Below are 17,002 nucleotides of genomic sequence, written 5' to 3' on the forward strand. Positions count from 1 at the left end.
ATCTGCCGTCTTATGCGGCTTGATGTGGTCCGGTGGCCGGCCTATGGAATCAACTCGATGCAGGCTCCTGGGGCAGCGTGAGAACGCCCTTGGCTTGCAGGTCCTGCAGTTGCGCATCATCAAGCGTCAGCAGGCGCTGCAGCACTTCTCGCGTGCCCTCACCCAGCGTGGGCGGTGCATGGCGGATGGGCAGACGCTGTCCGTCCAGGCGGTAGGGCGGCGCGAACACGGGGGTGGTGCCGACCACGGGATGGGGCATGTCGCGCAGCAGGCCGCTGCGGCGCGTGCGCTCGCTGGTCAGGGCCTCGTGCAGGCCGGCCACACGGCCGCAGGGAATGCCGGCGGCCGTCAGGCGCTCCAGCAGCAGATCGCGCGGGAAGCTCTGGATCAGCTCCTTGAGCATGGGCAGCAGCTCCAGGCGGTTCCTGGCGCGGTTGACGTTGGTGGAGAAGCGCTGGTCCTCGACGATGTCGGGGCGCATGATGACTTGACGGCAGAACTTGTCGAACTGACTGTTGTTGCCCACGGCAATGATCAGCGGGCCGTCGGCGGACTCGTACATGCCGTAAGGCACGATGGAGGGGTGGGCATTGCCGTAGCGCTCGGGATCATGGCCCAGTTGCAGGGCATCCAGGCCGTAGTAGCCGGTGACCGTGATGCCGCTGTCGTACAGCGCCATCTCTATGAGCCGGCCCTTGCCCGTGCGCTCGCGGCGGAACAAGGCGGCCAGCACGGCCTGGGCTGCATACATGCCGGTTACCAGATCCACCACGGCCACGCCGAATTTGAGCGGCGGCATGCCTGCCTCGCCGTTCAGCGCCATCAGGCCCGCCTCGCCCTGGATCACCAGATCGTAGCCGGGGCGCTTGGCTTCGGGGCCGCTGCTGTCATAGCCAGCCACTGCGCAGTAGATCAGGTCCGGCTTGATGGCCTTGAGCTGCTCGTAGCCCAGGCCCAGCTTCTCAGCGCCGCCGGTCTTGAAGTTGTGGATGAGCACGTCGAACTGAGGCAGCAGTTCATGGAGGATCTTCACGCCCTCGGGCGTTTGCAGATCCAGCGTGATGGACCGCTTGTTGCGGTTCATGCTGTTGTAGTAGGTGGTCTCGGTCTTGCCGATGCGAATGCCCCAGTCACGCGTGTCGTCGCCGCGGCCCGGGTGCTCGACCTTGACCACCTCGGCGCCGAAGTCGGCCAGTACCATGCCGCACAGCGGCCCGGCGAAGACGCGGGACAGATCGAGTACCTTCACTCCCTCCAGCGGGAAGTCGATGTCCTGGTTCTGTTCGGTATTGCTGTCGGCCATCTGCCTTGTCTCCTTGGAAAATCTTGGTTCTGTCAGGTGCTCAGGCACGCAGTTTGGTGAAATCGGCGCTGCGCTTTTCGAGAAAGGCTGCAATGCCTTCACGGGACTCCTCGCTACCTTGCGAGTTCACCATGTGCTGCGCTTCCAGCTCCAGCTGCTGCTCCAGCGTATTGCGCGGCGCCTGCCGGCACAGGTCCTTGATCAAGGCCATGGCCTGGTCCGGGCCGGCAGCGATCTGGGCGGCCAGCGCGACGGCATCGGCCAAAGCCTGGCCGGGCTCGGCCAGCCGGTTGACGGGCCCCAGGGCGTGCAGGCGTTCGCCGCTGATGCGCTCGCCGGTCAGGCACAGCTCAGTCAAGACCTGCCGCGAGACGAACTCGGCCAGAAAGGCCGTGGCGCCGCCGTCGGGCGTCAGACCGACTTTCACATAGGCCACGGAGAACAGGCTGTCGCGGGCGGCCACCAGCATATCGCAGGCCAGTGCCAGCGACAGACCCGCGCCCGCTGCCGCGCCTTCGACGGCGGCGATGACGGGTTTGGGGCAGTCGCGCACGGCGCGAATCAGATCGTGCAGGCCTTCGAGCTTTTCTCGGCGCTGCTCCACGGGCAGTTCGCGGCGCCTGGCCAGTTGGCGCAAATCGCCACCGGCGCAGAAATGCCCGCCCTCGCCTGTGAGAACGACCGCGCCCACGCCGACATCGGCCGCAGCATCCGCCAGCGCGGTCGTGACGGCCGCGTAGAACGCGGGCGACAGCGCATTGCGCGCAGCCGGGTTGTTGTTGCTCAGCACCAGCACGGCACCTTCGCGGCGGGTCAGCAGGACTTCACTCATCTTCGTTCTCCAGTTTTAGGCAGCACTTACCGCCTGTAGCCGCCCCCCTCCGCCAGGGACAGCCAGCAAGGGCCTGGGCCGGCCGCGCCGCCCCGCAGCGAGGCTGTCGTCCCCCTCCCCTAGCGCGCAGCGCGTAGAGAGAGGGGGAAGGCGCGAAGCGACTCAGGGGGTAGCTCATTTCAGCCCAAGGCCATGAAACGCGCCAGGTGATGATCCTCGTCGCCAAACTGGTGGTCGATCATGATCAGCCGCTTGGCGTAATGCGACAGCGGCAGCTCCCAGGTCATGCCGATGCCGCCATGCATCTGTATGCTTTCCTCGGCTACCAGGCTCCCCACGGAGCCCACGGTGTACTTGGCGGCAGACAGCATCTTCTCGCGCTGCGTGCCCTGGGCGTTGTCGATGGCATCGGCCGCATTGATGACGGTGGAGCGCACCTGCTCCACCTCCAGCAACAGATCTGCCATGCGGTGCTGAAGCGCCTGGAAGCTACCGATGGCCACGCCGAACTGCTTGCGCGTCTGCAGATATTCCAGCGTGCTCTGCTTGGCCACATCCATGGCTCCCAGCGCCTCGGCAGCCAGCGCCAGCAGGGCAAAACCCTGTACATGCTCGAGCACGGCATGACCCTGGCCCTCGGCGCCCAGCAGCGCATCCTCGGCCAGTTGCACGTTCTCGAAAGTCAGCTCGGCGGCACGGCCGCCTTCCATGCGGCTATAGCCACGCTTGGCAATGCCGGCGGCATTGCCGTCGACCAGGAACAGGCTGATGCCGGCAGTATCGAACATGCCCCCTGCAGTGCGCGCCGACACCAGCAGCAGACCGGCTTTTTCGCCAAAGGCGACCACGCTCTTGGCGCCGTTGAGCACCCAGCCCGTGGCGCTCCTGGCCGCCGTGGCCGTGACCTTGTTGAGCTCGTAGTGGCTGCCCGGTTCGTCGTGCGCCAGGGCGGCGATCACGCTGCCGGCGATGATGTCCTCCAGCTGGCGCTTCTGCGCTTCGGTGCCGGCCGCAATCAGGGCCTGGCCCACGACCAGCGCCCCCAGCAGAGGCTCGGCCACCAGGCCGCGGCCCAGCGACTCGAACACCACGCTGATGTCAAAGCCAGAGCCGCCAAAGCCGCCCTCCGCTTCGGGGAACAACGCGCCGATTGCGCCCAGCTCGGCAAATTGCGCATACAGCGCGGGGCTGTGACCTTCTGCACCATAGGCCAAATGGTTGCGCTGCTCGATACCGTACTGCTCAGAAACAAAGCGGTTCAGGCTGTCCGCCAGCATGCGGCGGTCTTCGGTGTGTGTGAAGTTCATGACAAATTCTCTCTACCCAATCGAACGAATCGGTGTCGCATGCCACCGCCCGGTTCGCCAGGGACGCCCAGCAAGGGCCGCCCCGCAGCGAGGGCGTCGTCCCCCCGGGGGGAAGGCGCGCAGCGACTCAGGGGGGATTTCACAAGCCCAGAATCATCTTGGAGATGATGTTCTTCTGGATTTCATTGGAGCCACCGAAGATCGACAGCTTGCGGTAGTTGAAGTAGTTGGCCGAGGCCGTGGCGGCTTCGTCGATGCCGCCCACAGGCGCCTGGTCATAGCCTTCGTACTGGGCCTCGTCGATATAGGGCACGGCATACACGCCCATGGCCCGGCGGATCAGCGACAGGATCTCCTGGCGGATCTCGGTGCCACGGATTTTCAGCATGGAGCTTTCCGCACCGGGCACGCCACCACCGGCCACGGCAGCGATCACACGCAGATTGGTGGTCTTCATGTTCTCCAGGTCGATCTCGACGCGCGCCATGCGGGCGGCAAACAACGGGTCCTGGTTCAGCGGCTGACCGTTCTTGTGCACCTTGGCGGCGATGACCTTGAGCTTGGCCAGGGCCGAGATGCAGAAGCCCACGCCCGCAATGCCGGTGCGCTCGTAGGTCAGCAGATACTTTGCATAGGTCCAGCCCCTGTTTTCCTCGCCCACCAGATTCTCGACAGGCACCTTCACATCGGTGAAGAAGACTTCGTTGACTTCCTTGTCGCCGTCCAGCGTGCGGATGGGGCGCAGCTCCACGCCGGGGCTGTTCATGTCCACCAGCAAAAAGCTGATGCCGGCCTGGGCCTTGGCCTCGCGGTTGGTGCGCACCAGGCAGAAGATCATGTTGGCGTGCTGGCCCTGGGTGGTCCAGGTCTTCTGGCCGTTGACGATGTAGAAGTCGCCATCGCGCACGGCCGTGGTCTTCACCGAGGCCAGATCGGAGCCCGCGCCGGGCTCGGAATAGCCCTGGCACCACCAGTCCTGCCCGCTCAGAATGCGCGGCAGCCAGTACTTCTTTTGCTGCTCGTTGCCGTACTTGATGAGCACCGGCCCCAGCATGTTCACGCCGAAGGGCACGATGCGCGGGCCGCCGGCCAGAGCGCACTCGGTGTCGAAGATGAACTTCTCGACCGCCCCCCAGCCCGGACCGCCATGCTCCTGAGGCCAGTGATTCGCATACCAGCCGCGCTCATTGAGGATGGCGTGCCACTCGTCCTGATCGGCCTTGTTCAGACGCTGGCCGGCCTTGACCTTGGCCGAAATATGCTTGGGCAGCTTTTCCTTGAGAAAGCTCTGCACCTCGGCGCGAAACGCCTCTTCCTGGGGGGTGAATTGCAAATCCATTGCTATTTCCTGGTAATCCATGGCGCGGCTTCTTGCGCCTTTAATCTTCAAACTGGCATGCCCTTGCGCCAGAGGCTGCAAGCAAGGGCCGCCCCGCAGCGATGCAGCCGTCCCCCTTGGGGGAAGGCGCGCAGCGCCTCAGGGGGCGTCAAAAGATCTCGAACAGGCCCGCAGCACCCATGCCGCCGGCGATGCACATGGTCACCACGCCGTACTTGACCTTGGGGTTGCGGGCCTTGCGGCGCTGGCCTTCGAGCAGAATGTGGCCGGTCAGGCGTGCACCCGTCATGCCGAAGGGGTGGCCGATGGCAATCGCGCCGCCGTTGACGTTGAGGCGCTCGTTGGGAATTCCCAGCTGACGCTGGCAATACAGGGCCTGCGAGGCAAAGGCTTCGTTCAGCTCCCACAGGTCGATGTCATCCACCGTGAGGCCGTGGCGCTTGAGCAGCTTGGGCACAGCAAACACGGGGCCAATGCCCATCTCGTCAGGCTCGCAGCCGGCCACGGCAAAGCCGCGGAAAGCGCCCAGGGGCTTGAGGCCCAGGCGCTCTGCCAGCCGGGCTTCCATCACCACGCAGGCGCTGGAGCCGTCGGACAGCTGCGAGGCATTGCCGGCCGTGATGAAGTTGCCAGGGCCCTTCACAGGCTCCAGCTTGGCCAGCCCCTCCAGCGTGGTGCTGGCGCGGTTGCAGTTGTCCTGCGTGGCCACCACGTCGCGGTAGGTGACTTCGCCGGTTTCCTTGTTCTTCTCCATCATGCGTGTGGAGCAGGCAATGATCTCGTCCTTGAACAGATCGGCGGCCTGGGCCGCAGCCGTGCGCTGCTGGCTTTGCAGCGAGAATGCATCCTGGTCTTCACGCGTGATGCCGTAGCGCTTGGCCACCACATCGGCGGTGTCGATCATGGCCATGTAGAGCTCGGGCTTGTGCTCCACCAGCCAGGGGTCCATGTCGGTGGGCAGATTGTTGCCGGCCCGGATGCCGGAGATGGTTTCGATGCCGCCGGCCAGCATCACGTCCACGCCCTCGGCCACGACGCGCCCCGCAGCGATGGCGATGGATTGCAGACCCGAAGCGCAAAAACGCGTGATGGTGGTGCCGGCGATCGACAGCGGCAGCCCGGCGCGCAACACGGTCTGGCGACCCAGATTGCGGCCCTGGAAACCGTCGGGATTGCCGCAGCCCAGAATCAGGTCCTCGATCATTTCGGGATCGACGCCCGAGCGCTCCACCGCCGCCTTGACGGAGAAAGCAGCCAGCTGGGCCGCAGGAGTGATGTTGAACTCGCCACGATGCGACTTGGTCAGCGGTGTGCGGGCGGTGGAAACGATAACGGCTTCACGCATGGTGCTTGTCTCTGTGAATGTTGAAAACTACTTTTGATAGCTATCTGTGCTTGTCATTCATTGATTTCAGATTCTTTTCATACTGAAACCCATGCAAATCAAGCGCTAGCAGCTACTTTTTTCTTAGCAATGGACGCAACTCAAGCAAGGGATGCCCAGCAAGGGCCGCCCCGCAGCGAAGGCATCGTCCCCCTCCCGCGAAGCGAGAGAGGGGGAAGGCGCGTCAGCGCCTCAGGGGGTGTTACTTATTCAGGCTTTCGAAGTCCCTGCCCTCGGCCACCAGCTTCTGCAGCAGCGGCGCAGGCTTCCAGAACAGCGCGTCTTCCTTGGCAAAGGCTTCGATATCGGCCAGCACCTTGGGAAGGCCCTGCATATCGGCCCACTTCATGGGGCCGCCGCGGTGGCGCGGAAAGCCGTAGCCGGAGATAAAGGTCACATCCACATCCAACGGGCGCAGCGCAATGCCCTCGCCCACCACCTTGGCGCCTTCGTTGACCATGGCGGCCATGTAGCGGCGCATGATTTCCTCGGCCGTGAACGGGCGCGGTGTCACGCCCTTCTTGGCGCGCTCGGCATCCACAATCGCCAGCACTTCGGGGTCGGGCTGACCGATGCGCGCGCCTTGCGGATAGAGGTAAAAGCCGCGTCCCGTCTTCTGACCAAACCAGCCGTTTTCACAGATGCGGTCGGCAATCTCCACATAACGGGCTTTGGGGTCGCGCGTGGCAGCACGGCGCTTGCGCGTGGCCCAGCCGATATCGCCGCCGGCCAGATCGGTGACCTGGAAGGGGCCCATGGCAAAGCCGAAACCGCGCACGGCTTCGTCGATCTCGTAGGGACTGGCACCGTCTTCCATCAGGTAGTCGGCGGCCTGCTTGTAGGTGGCCAGAATGCGGTTGCCGATAAAGCCGTCGCAGACGCCGGCGCGCACCGGCACCTTCTTCATCTTCTTGGCCAGCTCGAAGGCCGTGGTCACCACATCGGGGGCCACCTTGGCGGGCACGACGATCTCCAGCAGCTTCATGATGTTGGCCGGGCTGAAGAAGTGCAGACCGATCACGTCCTGCGGGCGGCTGGTGACGGCGGCAATCGCGTCGATGTCCAGATACGAGGTGTTGGTGGCCAGCACGGCGCCGCTCTTGCAGACGCGGTCCAGCTCCCTGAACACGGCCTTCTTGACCTCCAGGTCTTCGAAGACCGCCTCGATCACCAGATCCACATCGGCAATGTCGTCATAGCGGGTCGAGGGCGTATAGCGAGCCATGATGGCGGCCTTGGCTTCCTCGCTCATGCGGCCCTTGGCAATCAGGCCGTTGTAGACCTTCTCCACATTGGCCTGACCGCGTGCGATGGATTCGGCATCGCGCTCGATCATGGTCACGACCAGGCCGGCATCCAGCGCCGAGACGGTGATGCCCGCGCCCATGGTGCCGCCACCGATGATGGCGATCTTGCTGAAGGCGCGCGGCTGGGCAGCGCGGGCCTCGGGAATCTTGGCCGTCTCGCGCTCGGCAAAGAAGGCGTGGATCAGGCCGGCGCGCTGCGGGCTGTCGATACAGGCCAGAAACTGGGCACGCTCGAACTTCAGGCCTTCCGCAAAAGGCAGATCCAGCGCGGCCTGCACGCAATCGATGATCTTCAGGGGCGAGAACAGACCGCGCGACTTCTTGGCCGTGTCGGCACGCAGCACATCGAGTTCCGCCTGGGCGGCTGCCTTGTCGGCCAGACGACCCGGCGTGGCGCTGACGGGACGCAGCGGTGCGCCCTGCGCCAGCAATTCACGCGCATAGGCCAGGCCCGCAGCCACGGGGTCCGTGCCCTCTTCCAGCTTGTCCACCAGACCGGCTGCCAGTCCGGCCTTGGCGCCGATCTGCTGGCCGCTGAGCATCAGCTCGGTCGCGGCCTTCACGCCCATCAGGCGCGGTGCACGCTGCGTGCCGCCGGCGCCGGGCACCAGACCCAGAGAGACTTCGGGAAGACCCAGCTTCGCGCCCGGCAGCGCCAGGCGGTAATGCGCCGACATGGCGATCTCCAGACCGCCACCCAGTGCCGCGCCATGAATCACGGCCACCACGGGCTTGCTGCAGGCCTCGATACGGTTGCAGACATCGGGCAGGAAAGGCTGGACCGGAGGCTTGCCGAATTCGCGGATATCGGCACCGGCGATGAAAGCCTTGCCCTGACCCACGATGACCACGGCCTTGACCGCAGCACTGGCATCGGCCTGCTCCATGGCCGCCATCAGACCCTGGCGCACGGCAGCGCCCAGCGCATTGACGGGCGGATTGTTGACGCTGACGAGCAGGACGTCACCGTCTTGCTTGAGTTCAACGACAGAAGTGCTGGCTTCGGCGGTCATGCGTGTCTCCTGAATCTCTTTATGGAATGGGCTTTATTTTTACGACGACAATGTTTTCTAACAATCCCATGAATCATTGACAGACTGTCAAAGGAAATTGGACAAACACACCATGGACTCCCAATCACTGACCCTGCTGGTCGAAATCATTGATAGCGGCAATCTCAGCCAGGCAGCGCGCAAGCTCAAGATGACGCGTGCCAATGTGAGCTATCACCTGACCCAGCTGGAGAAGTCTGCGGGCGTGCAGCTGGTCAAGCGCACCACGCGCCGCGTGGAGCCCACGGAGATCGGCATGCGCCTCTATGAGCACGGGCGCAACATCCACAACGAAATGCTGGCCGCGCGCGAGGCCATCACGACGCTGGGCCAAAGTCTGCAGGGCCGCGTGGGCATCAGCGTGCCCAGCGGCTACGGCCAGATCGTGATGAGCGAATGGCTGATCGAGTTCAAGCGCCTGTACCCGGGCATCGTGCTCGACGTGCTGTTCGAGAACCGGGCCGACAATCTGCGTGACGATGTGGACATCATCGTGCGCGTGATCCAGGAGCCCCCCCTGTCCCTGGTGGCGCGCAGCCTGGGCACGGTGCGCTATCTGGCCTGTGCCTCCCGTGAATATGCGCAGACCCACGGCCTGCCCAAAACCCTGCATGCCCTGCGCGCCAGCCCGCTGATCACCGCCGGCGTGACGGGGCGGCAACTGCGGCTGGCCGCCTATCTGGGTGCCGAGCGCCACGAGGTGATGCTGGAGCCCACCATGATCTCCGAGCATTTCCCTTTTCTGCGCGACGGCATCCTGGCCGGCCTGGGCGTGGGCCTGGTGCCCGACTACGTGGTGCAGGACAAGCTGGCCACGGGCGAGGTGCTGAGTACGCTGGACGAGTACCGGCTCAGCATTTTCGGCACCCATATGTATCTGCTCTACCTGCCCAACCGGCATCAGACCAAGGCCGTGCGCACCTGCATCGATTTTCTGCTGGCCAAGGCCCAGCCCGAGGCAACCCGGCTGGCCGTGACGCCCCAGCACTGAGGCGCAATGCAAAACGCCAGCGCGCAGGCTGGCGTTTTCATTGGGACGGAGGCCTCAGGACAGGCTGCGATTCAGGTTCTGCTGGCGCCAGCTGCTGGGGCTTTGCTGAAAATGCTTGCTGAACCAGCGCGTGAACGAGCTGTTCTCGGCAAAGCCGGCCTGAGCGGCCGCTTCGCTCACCGACAGTTGCGGATTCTGCAGCGCACGCAGCGCGGCCTGGCTGCGCACGGCGTCCAGCGTTTCCTGAAAGCTGGTGTTCTGGGTTTCGAGGTGCCGCTGCAGCGAGCGGGCCGTATAGCCAAGCGCGCCGGCCACATGGGCAATGCTGTGGCGCCCGTGGGGCAGCAGCGACTGCAAGGTGCTGCGCACCTGCTGCTCCAGCGATCTGGCCATGGGCCGCGGTGCGTGGCTCTCCATGAGGCTGCGGGCGTGGCTCTCCATGAGGCTGTCGTGGTCGGCATCGATGGCCTCCAGATCCTCGTTGCTCACCACGATGCCATCGAAGTCCGAGCCGAACACGATCTCGCTGCCCAGCACGCGGCGATGGCTCATGGTGCTGCCCGGCGAGCTGTGCGAGAAGTGAATGCTGGCCGGGCTCCAGCCCCTGCCCAGCTGATATCGGCACAGACTCATCAGCGCCGTGATCCCCAGCTCCACCGGGTGGCGCCCCGGACTCTCGCGCTCGGTATCCAGGTTCAGCTGGATGATGGAATAACGCCCCTGGGTCACCACCTCCGTGCCCACGGTGGTGCTGATCATGTGGTCATAGTCCTTGAAGGTCTTGAGCATGCTGGAGAGGCTGGCCTGATGCTGCAGCAGCAGGCTGATCGGCCCGAAGTCGGACAGACGCCAATGCGAGCCCATGAGCAGGCCCAGTGAGGCATGCCCGGCCTGGGCGGACGAAGCCTCGAGCAACTGCGCAAACGCAGCTTCTGGAACCATGAGGTCGGGAGAATTCAGGCAACTGTGGTCCAGCCCCACCTGGCGGAACATGCGCAGCGGGTCGATGCCGAGCTCGTTCGCCACCTTGGCGTATTTGCACAGGCTCACACTTCGGATACGGGGCTTCATCGTGACCAGGAAAACGGTTGATCCGGGTACTGCGCAACAGGCCCGGATTTCATGGATGGAAACAGGCTCCAGGGGCAACCTGCATTTCGGGTGTTGATGTTTATCAATATCACAACAAGCAGTCAATCAATGGATACCAGTAGATCACTGCAGATATGACGGTTCGACGCGCAGATGCGTCCACTTCAAGACGCCCCAGGCCCGGCCCTAGGGTTTTCCTTGCACCCACCCAAGAGGGCAACAAGCTGACGTGATCGGTCAAGCCCCGGGGCTGTTGCTGCGCCGAGAATTTTTCCATCAGACGGCGGCGTCCTGCATCAAGGCCTTGCCGGGAACTTAGGAGAAGACCATGAAAGTCGAACAACTGACCTGCAGCATCGGCGCTGAGGTTTCCGACATCCACCTCGGCGATGCGTCCCGCGACAAGGGCCTGGCCGAGGAAATTCGCGCGCTGCTGCTGCAGCACAAGGTGCTGTTCTTCCGCGATCAGAACATCACGCGGGCCGAGCATGTGGGCTTTGCCCGCCACTTCGGCGATCTGGAAGACCACCCCGTGGCCGGCAGCGATCCCGACCACCCCGGTCTGGTGCAGATCTACCGCAGCGAAAAGCGCGAAAACTACGAGAACACCTATCACACCGACGGTCAGTGGCGCGAGAACCCGACCATGGGCTGCGTGCTGCGCTGCATCGAAGGCCCGGCCGTCGGCGGCGACACCATCTGGGTCAATATGGCCGAGGCCTACCGCAATCTGCCCGAGGACATCAAGAAAAAGATTGACGGTCTCAAGGCCAAGTCCAGCATCGAGCACGGCTTCGGCGCCGTCATGCCCGAAGAAAAGCGCCTGGAACTGGGCCGCCAGCATCCTCCGGTCGAACATCCCGTGGTGCGCACCCACCCCGAAACCGGCGAGAAGATTCTCTACGTCTGCAGCTTCACCACCCACTTTGCCAACTACCACACGCCCGAGAACGTGCGCTATGGTCAGGACAAGACGCCCGGTGCCAGCATGCTGCTGAACTACCTGATCAGTCAGGCGGCCATCCCCGAGTACCAGGTGCGCTTTCGCTGGAAGCCCGGCAGCGTCGCCATGTGGGACAACCGCTGCACCCAGCATTACGCCGTGCAGGATTACTGGCCCGCCGCGCGCAAGATGGAGCGCGCAGCCATCATCGGCGACAAGCCTTTTTGAGCGAGCTATCTGACCCGCTTTTTTGACCAGCCATTGCCAGCCACCGGCGCTGCACAAAAACAATAGCCGGCATCGCTTGCTTATTCTTGAAAGCAAAGCCATAGCTGCCTGAAACGCTTTGAAAACAAGCGCAGGCAGCTATTATTTTTCCCTTCATCTCCCACAGCATGAATACACGGCTCGCCAGACCCTGAGCGGCTCTGTCTTGCGTCGACCGCACCACGGCGCCCGGCATGCATGCCGTGCTCCCCGTTCCGGTGGACAGGGCCTGACCCGGCCCAGGCGCGCTCGGGCACCGGCATCAGGCCCGGCCCCGACCTTGCCGCTGCCATTCTTGCGAGCCTGCCCAGCATCATCAGCCGGACATGAAAAATGTCCGCTGTCAAGTCTTTGATGTAGACGGACAGTTCCGTAAAAGGTCTTATGGAATAACAGGTTAGTCCATATTTTGGTCGCTACGCATCCTTGCTGATTTGCGAGCTAGGTGCCACATAGGCGCTTTGCAGTGGCAAACGTAAGGATGTCTCAGCGAGCAAAGTCGCATCATCAAAGTTTCGGTCTATCACCATCTTCCTACAGAAGGCAGTTCGAGAAGGGCGTTTATCGTGTTTGCCCCCCCAATCTGCCAATCGATAGCTCGCACCGTCGAAGCCGATGATGCGGGCGATCCATTTCGATGTGGCACTTGCGCCTGCGTCCGGTGATGTTGGCCGCGTGTGTCCTGTGCCAATGGGATCGCGCCCATGGGGCGCTTGCGCAACGCGAAGGCTGAGGCGGGCGGTAGGATGCTCTCGAAGCGTTCGCCCCAACGAGGTCTGCTTCTATGGGGCATGCCAGTGCAAGCGACTGCTGGAGGCGCAGTAATCACATGGGAGCCGTGTCGATGGGTTGTTCAGGCTCGGCACGCGAGCAGTACTGCTCTACCCACTTCACGGACTGAGCGATGCCTCCGAATGGAAAGAAATGCAGGCTCACCTTTCCATGTGCTTCGGTCAGGCGGGTGGTCAGACGATCCACAAAGAGATCCGGGCCTGCTATGCCGAACAGCTTGCTGATCGAGATGCCGTACTTGGACAACATCGACGCGCATGCGCTAACGCCACACAAGGCGGCATAGCGCGCCAGCACCGCCACGCCTGCAGGGCCCGGCACGCCCACGCGTACGGGATGTTCGACGCCACGCCCGCGCAGGGCTTCCAGCCAGGCCAGCACGATGTCGGCATCGAAGGCAAATTGCGTGACGATCAAGGGCGCCATGCCGCGCCCTTCGATGCAGCGACACTTGTGTTCGAGCACTTTCCAACGATCAGATGTGCTCATGACCGGATGGCCCTCGGGATGGCCACCCACGCCGACCATCTGAATGCCCGAGCGCTCGAACACGCCTGATTCGATCAGTGAGGAGCTGTCGGCAAACGGCCCCAGCGGGGTGGACGGATCTCCAGCGATCACGAAGCAACGCTTGACGCCGGCTTCCGCGACCGCGCGCTGGATGAACGACTCCAGTTCTGCGAACGAGGCGATACGGCGTGCAGCGAGGTGAGGCATGGGCTCAAAGCCGAGTCCGCGAACGGCCTGCGCTGCGGCCAGTCGCGCGTCGTTGTCCTGGTTCGCCAGGTAGGGAATGGAAATGGTTGACCCGGGCAATACACGCGGCGCCGCTGCGGTCAGCGCAGAGATATCCTTCGCGTTGACCTCTAACGAATAGGCGTCGGTGATGTTGCCGATGGGCTTGGACTTGTCGGAATGAAGCAAGGGGCTTGCCATATCTGGCGACTGTTGGGAGAGTTCCGACCCGCCAGCGCTGATCGGGTCGGTTGGAAGCCATGGAGCGGCATCGCTCACCCGGCAAGGCGCATCAATCTTTGGGGGGCTGTTCGTCACCGTAGAACGTCACGCCGAGCTGGATGCGCTCGCGGCCGCTTTCCACGCGGTGGCGGTTCGTGTCGCGCAGCGAGTAGACGCAGCCGCAGTATTCCTGTTGGTAGAAGTTCTCGCGCTTGCTGATCTCGATCATGCGCGCCGAGCCGCCGCCCTTGCGCCAGTTGTATTCCCAGTACATCAGGCCAGAGTACTTGGCCGCCGCACGCACGCCGCAGTCATTGATCTGCTGCATGTTCTTCCAGCGCGAGATGCCCAGGGAACTGGTGATCACCGGAAAGCCGTGCTCATGCGCATACAGCGCCGTGCGCTCGAAACGCATGTCGAAGCACATGGTGCAGCGCACGCCGCGTTCGGGCTCGTGCTCCATGCCCTTGGCGCGCTCGAACCAGTTGTCCCGGTCGTAGTCCGCATCGACGAAGGGCACGCCGAACTGCTCCGCGAAGCGGATGTTCTCGTTCTTGCGCAGCTCGTATTCCTTGAGCGGATGAATGTTGGGGTTGTAGAAAAAGATGGTGTAGTCAATGCCCGAGGCCAGCATGGCCTCCATGACCTCGCCTGAGCACGGCGCGCAGCACGAATGCAGCAGCACCTTGTCGTGGCCTCCGGGCAGCGCAAGCGGTTTGCGTTCGACGGTAGTGTTCATCTCTTGGTTCCTTGGGCAATGGCGGTGTCGGTGGCGGCGGCAGTTGCAGGCTGGCGGGCCAGTTCGACGAAGGCCCGCACGTAGTCGATGGCCGTATCCGCCTCGCGTGCGCCCAGGAAGATCTGCTTGGCAATACCGCGCGCGCCCAGCCGCACAGGCACCACGTCCATCCTGGCCGCATATTCCTCGACCAGCCAGCGCGGCAGCGCGGCCACGCCGCGGCCGCTGGCCACCATCTGCACCATGATGTCGGTGGTTTCGATGGCTTTGTGGCGCTTGGGCGTCACGCCGGCCGGCAACAGGAACTGGCTGTAGATGTCCAAACGTTCGATGTCCACGGGGTAACTGATGAGCACTTCCCGGGTCAACTGCTGGGGCTTCACGTAGGCCGCTGAAGCCAGGGGGTGGTCTTTGGCCACGACCAGCACCTGCTCGTAGTCGAACACGGGCTCGAACTTCAGCCCCGGCTTGAACAGCGGGTCGGGCGTGACCAGCAGGTCGATCTCGTAACCGAAGAGCGCGCCGATCCCGCCGAACTGGAACTTCTGCTTGACGTCCACTTCGACATCGGGCCAAGACGCCAGATAAGGCGCAACGATTTTGAGCAGCCACTGGTAGCAAGGGTGGCATTCCATGCCGATGCGCAGCGCACCGCGCTCGCCCTGCGCGAACTGACCCAGGCGCTCCTCGGCCAAGTCCAGCTGCGGCAGCACTCGGTTGGCCACCGCCAGCAGGTACTGGCCTGCCTGCGTCAACCGCAGGCTGCGGCCCTCGCGCAGCCAGATGTCGGTGCCCAGTTGCTGCTCCAGTTTCTTCATGCTGTGGCTCAGGGCCGACTGGGTCAGGTTCAGCACGCCCGCGGCGGCCGTCAACGACCCTTGCTTCTCGACCTGCTGAACGATGCTGAGGTGGATGCGCTCAAGCATTCAATGAATCTCATTCATGGATTTGTGAAATAAGACCATTTTACTTCATTGACATACATCAATAGCATTCACACCCATTGTTCGGTTGCAGCCCTATGAAAGCAAAAATGACACGTCCACTTCGGGTAGTAGCGGTTTCCGGCGGGCTGCAGCGCCCCTCCAAGGCTGCGGCCCTGGCAGAGCACCTGCTGGATCTGATCGCCGACGAAATTCCGTGCCACCAACATCTGGTCGAACTGGGCCAGCTCGCGCCGCAGCTGGCCGGTGCGGTCTGGCGGTCTCAACTGCCCGACACGGTGGAGCGGGAGCTGGCGGCGGTCGAGCAGGCGGATGTCCTGGTGGTGGCAACACCGGTCTACCGCGGCTCCTACACGGGACTGTTCAAGCACTTCTTCGACTTCATTGACCAGGACGCATTGATCGACAAGCCCGTCTTGTTGGCGGCCACCGGCGGCAGCGAGCGCCATGCCCTGGTGATCGACCACCAGCTGCGGCCGCTGTTCAGCTTTTTTCAGGTACGCACCTTGCCGCTGGGCGTCTATGCCACCGACAAGGACTTCGTGGATTACAGCCTGCGGGACGAGGCCTTGATCGAGCGGGCCAGGCTGGCGGTTCAACGGGCGTTGCCACTCGTCGAACTGACGCGCCGCACCAATCCCTTGCGCGCCGACGAAATGGCCCTGGCCTGAAGCAGCCATCGTCTTATTTCAAAAACATCAAACCCCATCGCCATGCACGAAGAATTTCGCTTTGACCTCAAGAGCATCCGCTTCGATGAGAACTACGAGCCATCGGACAACACGCGCATCACCACCAACTTTGCCAACCTGGCCCGTGGAAAGAGCCGGCAGCAGAACCTGCGCAACACCCTTCGGATGATCGACAACCGCTTCAATGAGCTGGCGCATTGGGACAATCCGGCGGGAGATCGCTACGCCGTCGAACTCGAGATCATTTCTGTCGAGATGAACATCGATGCCCAAAGCAGCGATGGTGCATTTCCGTTGATCGAGATACTGAAGACCCACATCATCGACAAGCGGGCGAACAGGCGCATCGATGGCATTGTGGGAAACAACTTCTCCTCCTACGTACGCGACTACGACTTCAGCGTCCTGCTTCCAGAGTACAACGCCCATCGCGCGGAGTTCAGCACTCCGGATGATTTTGGCGATTTGCATGGAAAGCTGTTCAGGAAATTTGCCAACTCGAGCGTGTACAGAGAGCGCTTTGGCAAGCCGCCTGTCATCTGCATCAGCGCCTCGACCAGCAAGACCTACCGGCAGACCGACAACCGGCACCCAATACTGGGCATCGAGTACCAGCAGAATGAACTGTCGTCGACCGACCAGTATTTCGCCAAGATGGGGATGCAAGTGCGCTTCTTCATGCCACCGAATGGCGTTGCCCCATTAGCTTTCTACTTTCACGGCGACCTGCTGGGCGACTACACGAATCTCGAGTTGATCGGCACCATCAGCACGATGGAGACCTTTCAAAAGATCTACCGCCCGGAAATCTACAACGCCAATGCTGCGGCGGGCAATATCTATCAGCCAAGCCTGAAAAATCAGGATTACTCGTCAACGCAAATCGTCTATGACCGGGAAGAACGCAGCCAGTTGGCCGTCAAGCAGGGGAAATTTGCGGAGGAGCACTTCATCAAGCCGTACAAGAACGTGCTTGAGCAATGGGCTGCCAGCTGCGCACTCTGACCCTTCAAAAATACACAGACCATTTTTCACCCGGGCATAGCGGCCCGAAGTACGCT

General features: G+C 62.9%; 14 protein-coding genes. 4 read left to right on the forward strand and 10 right to left on the reverse strand.

The genetic code is table 11. The features are described 5' to 3' along the window. Nucleotides 1-49 precede the first annotated feature (49 nt). The 6 genes from CTR2_RS21750 to CTR2_RS21775 form a co-directional block, all read right to left on the reverse strand. Nucleotides 50-1,303, reverse strand: coding sequence for a CaiB/BaiF CoA transferase family protein (locus CTR2_RS21750; protein WP_087081072.1), 1,254 nt, complete (start codon nt 1,301-1,303; stop codon nt 50-52). A gap of 40 nt (nt 1,304-1,343) precedes the next feature. Then, complete coding sequence (locus tag CTR2_RS21755) at nt 1,344-2,135, reverse strand: oxepin-CoA hydrolase, alternative type (RefSeq protein ID WP_087081070.1); 792 nt, start codon at nt 2,133-2,135, stop codon at nt 1,344-1,346. Nucleotides 2,136-2,314: 179 nt separating this feature from the next. Next, a complete protein-coding gene (locus CTR2_RS21760) occupies nt 2,315-3,442 on the reverse strand; it encodes an acyl-CoA dehydrogenase family protein (protein WP_087081068.1) in 1,128 nt (375 codons plus the stop codon). 139 nt (nt 3,443-3,581) lie between these two features. Next, nucleotides 3,582-4,781 carry an acyl-CoA dehydrogenase family protein gene (locus CTR2_RS21765; protein ID WP_087081066.1) on the reverse strand — a complete coding sequence of 400 codons (1,200 nt, stop codon included), beginning with the start codon at nt 4,779-4,781 and terminating at the stop codon, nt 3,582-3,584. Nucleotides 4,782-4,929: 148 nt separating this feature from the next. Continuing rightward, nucleotides 4,930-6,126, reverse strand: coding sequence for an acetyl-CoA C-acyltransferase (locus CTR2_RS21770; protein WP_003062624.1), 1,197 nt, complete (start codon nt 6,124-6,126; stop codon nt 4,930-4,932). Nucleotides 6,127-6,367: 241 nt separating this feature from the next. Further along, nucleotides 6,368-8,485: a 3-hydroxyacyl-CoA dehydrogenase NAD-binding domain-containing protein gene (locus tag CTR2_RS21775; protein ID WP_087081064.1), complete on the reverse strand. Its 2,118-nt coding sequence runs from the start codon at nt 8,483-8,485 to the stop codon at nt 6,368-6,370. A gap of 112 nt (nt 8,486-8,597) precedes the next feature. Between CTR2_RS21775 and CTR2_RS21780 the strand changes: the two genes are divergently transcribed. Then, a complete protein-coding gene (locus tag CTR2_RS21780) occupies nt 8,598-9,515 on the forward strand; it encodes a LysR family transcriptional regulator (protein WP_087081062.1) in 918 nt (305 codons plus the stop codon). 54 nt (nt 9,516-9,569) lie between these two features. On the opposite strand, the gene CTR2_RS21785 is transcribed toward CTR2_RS21780, so the two are convergent. Beyond that, complete coding sequence (locus tag CTR2_RS21785; protein WP_053284237.1) at nt 9,570-10,586, reverse strand: AraC family transcriptional regulator; 1,017 nt, start codon at nt 10,584-10,586, stop codon at nt 9,570-9,572. A 349-nt stretch (nt 10,587-10,935) separates the two neighbouring features. On the opposite strand from CTR2_RS21785, the gene CTR2_RS21790 reads away from it, so the two are divergent. Further along, nucleotides 10,936-11,778 (forward strand): TauD/TfdA dioxygenase family protein, encoded by an 843-nt coding sequence (locus CTR2_RS21790; RefSeq protein WP_087081060.1) that lies wholly within the window; start codon nt 10,936-10,938, stop codon nt 11,776-11,778. Nucleotides 11,779-12,642: 864 nt separating this feature from the next. Here CTR2_RS21790 and CTR2_RS21795 read toward each other — a convergent pair. From CTR2_RS21795 to CTR2_RS21805, 3 genes are all read right to left on the reverse strand, one after another. Next, the gene (locus CTR2_RS21795) at nt 12,643-13,545 is read right to left on the reverse strand and encodes a methylenetetrahydrofolate reductase (protein WP_087081058.1); all 903 of its coding nucleotides are present in this window, start codon (nt 13,543-13,545) and stop codon (nt 12,643-12,645) included. A 91-nt stretch (nt 13,546-13,636) separates the two neighbouring features. After that, nucleotides 13,637-14,305 carry an epoxyqueuosine reductase QueH gene (locus CTR2_RS21800; RefSeq protein ID WP_087081056.1) on the reverse strand — a complete coding sequence of 223 codons (669 nt, stop codon included), beginning with the start codon at nt 14,303-14,305 and terminating at the stop codon, nt 13,637-13,639. Then, on the reverse strand, nt 14,302-15,231 hold the full coding sequence (locus tag CTR2_RS21805) for a LysR family transcriptional regulator (RefSeq protein WP_087081053.1): 930 nt from the start codon (nt 15,229-15,231) through the stop codon (nt 14,302-14,304). Before CTR2_RS21805 ends, CTR2_RS21800 begins: the two co-directional genes overlap by 4 nt. Before the next feature lie 107 nt (nt 15,232-15,338). Between CTR2_RS21805 and msuE the strand changes: the two genes are divergently transcribed. Next, nucleotides 15,339-15,920, forward strand: a complete 582-nt coding sequence (msuE, locus tag CTR2_RS21810) for an FMN reductase (RefSeq protein WP_087081051.1) — start codon at nt 15,339-15,341, stop codon at nt 15,918-15,920. A gap of 42 nt (nt 15,921-15,962) precedes the next feature. After that, complete coding sequence (locus CTR2_RS21815) at nt 15,963-16,946, forward strand: DUF1852 domain-containing protein (RefSeq protein ID WP_087081048.1); 984 nt, start codon at nt 15,963-15,965, stop codon at nt 16,944-16,946. The last annotated feature ends 56 nt before the right edge of the window (nt 16,947-17,002 follow it).

Origin of the sequence: Comamonas thiooxydans, assembly GCF_002157685.2 — a bacterium.
In the GTDB taxonomy this organism is placed as follows: domain Bacteria; phylum Pseudomonadota; class Gammaproteobacteria; order Burkholderiales; family Burkholderiaceae_C; genus Comamonas; species Comamonas testosteroni_H.